This is a genomic window from Intestinirhabdus alba, from assembly GCF_009711095.1.
Taxonomy (GTDB): Bacteria; Pseudomonadota; Gammaproteobacteria; order Enterobacterales; family Enterobacteriaceae; genus Intestinirhabdus; species Intestinirhabdus alba.
This window is the reverse complement of record NZ_WMJZ01000077.1, coordinates 1-4,679: the sequence shown is the minus strand read 5'-3', so window position 1 is coordinate 4,679 and position 4,679 is coordinate 1. Positions and strand designations below refer to the sequence as shown.

General features: G+C 54.9%; 1 protein-coding gene. It reads left to right on the top strand.

Translation table 11 applies throughout. From position 1 onward, the window contains the following. Nucleotides 1-422 precede the first annotated feature (422 nt). On the top strand, nt 423-4,376 hold the full coding sequence (locus GJV78_RS22305) for a S6 family peptidase (protein ID WP_155110252.1): 3,954 nt from the start codon (nt 423-425) through the stop codon (nt 4,374-4,376). The last annotated feature ends 303 nt before the right edge of the window (nt 4,377-4,679 follow it).

Here is a 4,679-nt window from a genome sequence, read left to right as displayed (position 1 = left end):
CCGCCCCGTTATTCTGTGGGCGCGCCCCGGCGGATAAAGACGGGCTGTCCGGGCGCAGGACCACGGGCAGCGCGCCGGAGCCATTGTTTTTCATCAGGCTTTGCTCTGCCGCGATATATTCAGCACCTGTTTTCATCATGCTCTGATAATAACCCCCCCTTGAAAAGCTATATGGATTAGATTAGTCTGATGCCGCAAAATAATTATGTGGCGTAATTATTTCATTGTGCGGAGATTTATCCAGGTTCAGGGAGGCGTAAATTAGTATTTATCAATCCAGTTATCCTCCTCTGCTTCCTGTTCTATCCGGCAACTTACGCTTCAGATAAAGACTATTATTCACAATAAAAATTAATGATAAATAAAGGATAGATGTGTTGAATGTAAGACGTGTGGCCTGCTGCTGTTCTTCTTTTATATGTATGACTTCCACCGCTGGAATACTGCTCCCCGATATTTCGGTGCAGGAATATCGCGACTTTGCCGAGAACCTGGGGCGATACCGCACGGGAGCAAACATGATACCGGTTTATAAGAATGAGGGTTCCCTTTCAGGTTATCTGGATTTTACGATGCCCGACTTTGGCGCGGTATCGACGAAGGGGTATGCCACGCTAATATCGCCCTCCCTGATTACGAGCGTGAAGCATAATAAAGGTTATAAGACGGTGACATTTGGTAATGGCGCGCAGTATGCCGCAACCTATACCTTGATAAACCGTAATAACCATAGTACCCAGGATTTTCACGTTCCCCGGCTGAATAAGGTGGTGACGGATGCGGCTCCGGTTAGCTATGTGTCGAACTCAGATTTTCTGGCCAATTATAAAACCCGCTACATGTGGTATACCCGCGTGGGTGCGGGTAAACAAACTCAGGTTAATGAAGAGGAGACCGAACGTATAACGCTTGCCGGTGCCTATCAATGGAAAACGGGCGGAACGATCAGCAAGGCAAACGTGGACAATATTTCCTCAAAAAGTTATTTGCGTTACTACAATCTCGGCCCGGCCGATAGCGATACCACGTTACTCTCCATTGGCGCGGAAGGAGGCGACAGCGGTAGCCCGGTATTTGCCTGGGATGACCTCGACCAGCAATGGAAGCTGGTTGCGATTCACGTAGGTTACGATCAGGATGCCGGCATCTACCGTAAACGTGCCGCTGCGGGTTATATTCCTGGCGATTTTATTGCGTCCGTCCAGGCGGCCAACACCTCTCCTGATGTCACCGACAGCAGCGGAGATGGCACCATTTACTGGAGCGATACCGCCATTACCCAGGGCAATAACGTCTGGCACTGGGCGGGGCTGGCTGAAGAATATAAGCGCGCTGCGCCGTCAAACGCGACCAACGATGAACTCGATGCCACCAAAGACTTACGTTTCAACGGCGACGGTGGCGAGATCGTGCTAACCGACGCGGTCAATCTGGGGGCAGGAAAACTACGTTTTTCTGACAACTATACGCTCACCTCAGCGGCTGGCGCTAATGCCACCTGGGCTGGCGGCGGTGTGGAAGTCGATGCAAATAAAAAAGTGCTGTGGCAGGTTAATGGACTGAGCGGGGATGCGCTCCATAAAATCGGCGACGGTACTCTGCATATCAACGCGACCGGAATCAATGAAGGCAGTCTGAACGTCGGGGCGGGTAAAATCATCCTCGATCAGCAGGCCGATGCCTCCGGACAGAAGCAGGCTTTTTCCTCCGTGACGCTGGTCAGCGGACGCCCGACGGTCGTGCTGGCTGATGCGGCGCAGGTCGGCACCGATAAGCTCTATTTTGGCTATCGCGGCGGCACGTTGGATCTGAATGGTAACGATATCTCTTTCAAAAAAATAAAGCATACCGATAACGGCGCGATCCTCGTTAATAATAACAGCAAGGCGGGCGCGAATCTGACGTTGACGGCGTATGGTGATAAGGATGTCACGTTCAACACCTGGTCATCTTCCGGTCGCGGCACCGTCGGAAGCATCTATAGATATGGCAATCCCTATTCAAAGAAAACCGAATATTTTGAATTATTGACCAGCAAGTATGGGGGTTACCCCACCAATCAAACCAGCACCCATATCTGGAGATATCTGGGCACCGATCGCGCTGTCGCGGTCGATCTGGCTCTGTCAAAAATTAACCAGCAGGTATTCCGCGGCTTTATCGGTGAAATCGACGGCAACAAGAACAACGGCGAGCTGAACGTTGATATTGATATCGCTGGCAGCGGAGCCAAAATGGCCCTGACCGGCGGCATGAACCTGAACGGCGCTCTGAATGTACATCAGGGACTGGTGCTCCTCTCCGGTCAGCCCGTTGCCCATGCTGGCGGGATGGTGACGATGGATGAGTGGTGGACATCCTATTTCAAAGCGAAACAGATCGCAGTGGGCCATGACGCCACTTTCCAGGTCGGTGAATTCGCCGAGGTCACCGCCGATGTGGTCGCCGGCGAATCTTCCCGTGTTATGTTTGGCTACAACAACAGCGCCGCAGAAAAAGAGCGCATCTGGCGCTGTTATGCTGCGTTCTACAGCGATACCGTTAACTGTAGCCAACCGGTGCACAGCGAGAAAGCGCAGTCAGCGCTGGCTTACAGCGCGGTAACCGGCGATGTTTCGCTGGCCAGGGATGCCACTCTGTATCTGGGCCGGGTTATGTTTCAGGGCAACGTCACATCAGCGGATAATTCCCTGATAACTATGGATTCTTCGGCCCGCTGGACCCTGACGGGAAAGAGTAATACTACCACCCTGAACGCACTGCGCGGCGCTCACCTGTCCATGCTCCCGTCGGGCACCTGGTCAGCCAAACAGCTGGAGGTGGATACGCTGAACGCCACGGGAATGAGGCTCAGTCTGGGGGTAAAACCCGAAACGGCGGAAAGCGATAAGCTGATCGTTAAGGATTCGGCAACGGGCGGCAGCAATATTCTGGACGTTTCGCTGATGCTTAACACCGCTAAGCCTGTTTCCCTGCAGCAGGATGTGGTGATGATTGATGCGCCCGTTGGTACTGCGCATGACTATTTCACTATGCCGAATATTGCCCGCGGATTCACTCTCTACAGGCCTGACTATGCGGTAATAGACAGCAACGACCGGGTGTTATGGGTGCTTCAGCGTAATGCAGCAGCCTCTGCTGACGACGCTGATTCGTCGAATAGTAACACCACGCCCGCGCCCGCCGATGACAACGATAACTCCGCACCGGTTGCCGATCCCGACGATAGCAGCGGCAGCACCACGCCAGCGCCCGCTCCCGCCGATGACAACGATAGCTCCGCGCCGGTTGCCGATCCCGCAGACAGCAGCGGCAGCACCACGCCAGCGCCCACTCCCGCTGATGACAACGATAGCTCCGCGCCGGTTGCCGACTCGTCTTCAAAAGATGGAGATAGTGCGCCAGCAACGGGAGGAAACCCAGACGCCTCTCCGGGGGCGGCTGAAGAGGGAGGCTTTAATCCGGATACCTGGTTTACCATCAGCGATAATAAGCCGCTCATCCGCAGGACTCGCGCTCTGATGGCCTCCCGCCAGTATATTTTCAGCGAAGCGCTCGGGGCGATGAACGGGCGTGCATCGCTGTTGCGCAGCTCGCCGGATAAGCACGGTGAATGGGCCTCCCTGGAGCAGGGCCGGGGCAGCTGGGAGGGGCTTAATGTTACCCAGCAAACCCTGAGTATCGGCTGGGACACCGTTGTTGGCCAGCAGATGTTTGGCCTCTACGCCAGCCATACTCAGGGAAAAACCAAAGGGAACGGCCGGGCGACGCACCGCTTATCCGGCGTCGGCATCAACTATTCCTGGTCATCCCCTGCGGGCTGGTTTATAGACGCCGCCGGCAGCTATATGTACCTTGCGCAGACGATCAACTTCGATCCGCAGCTGGGCATCAGGGGGGCCGAACCCCATTCGGACATCGTGGCCGCCAGCGTGAAAAGCGGTTATGAAGTGAAGGCCGATGGCGGCACCTTCTCCGTTACGCCTTATGTCGGCTTCAGCGGCGGTTATCTCTCTGGCTATGGGGTCAACGGGGAAGCCTCTCAGATTGCTCTCAGCTCCGCGACGCCCTGGGCCATGACCGGCGGCATCGAGCTGAAAAAGCGGATCTTATGGGGCAGTAAACCCGATGTTACGGCGAGCGCGGGTCTGGAATATCAGTATGCCCCGGGCAAGGCCGGCTCCGGGCTGGTGCTGTCAGACAGCCACTCCCGGCGGGAATATGCCGCCTGGTCTGATAACCGCTACCGCTTTCATACCGGTATTGAGGGTAAGCTGGGCCAGAACCTGTCGATGAATGTAAAGATAAAAACCAGCTTTGGCGGTTATTTTAAAACGGACTATAGCGGCATGGTCGGTATTGCCTGTCGTTTCTGAGGGGAGGGGCATTACGGCAGAGCGATGCCTGAAGAAAGGTTAGCGCCCCGTGGTCCTGCGCCCGGAAAGCCTNCGGGCGCGCGTTGATAAGCAACAGCAAGCCCGGCCGATGGCCGGGTTTGAGACTGATGACAAACCCCAGGCCGAACTCGTTCGGCCATAATCACCACAAAAATAAACAGGGAAAATCAATTCATTGATTTTCGGCTGCTGACCACAAAGAGGGAAAAACCACGTTTTTTCCCTCTTTGCCATCAACCTGACGGGGCGGGTGTTGCCACCCGCCCCGCGCTTTACCGTTCA

Coding starts and splice junctions, on each gene's coding strand:
- GJV78_RS22305 (WP_155110252.1), top strand. CDS start 423: ATGACTTCCACCGCTGGAATACTGCTCCCCGATATTTCGGTGCAGGAA.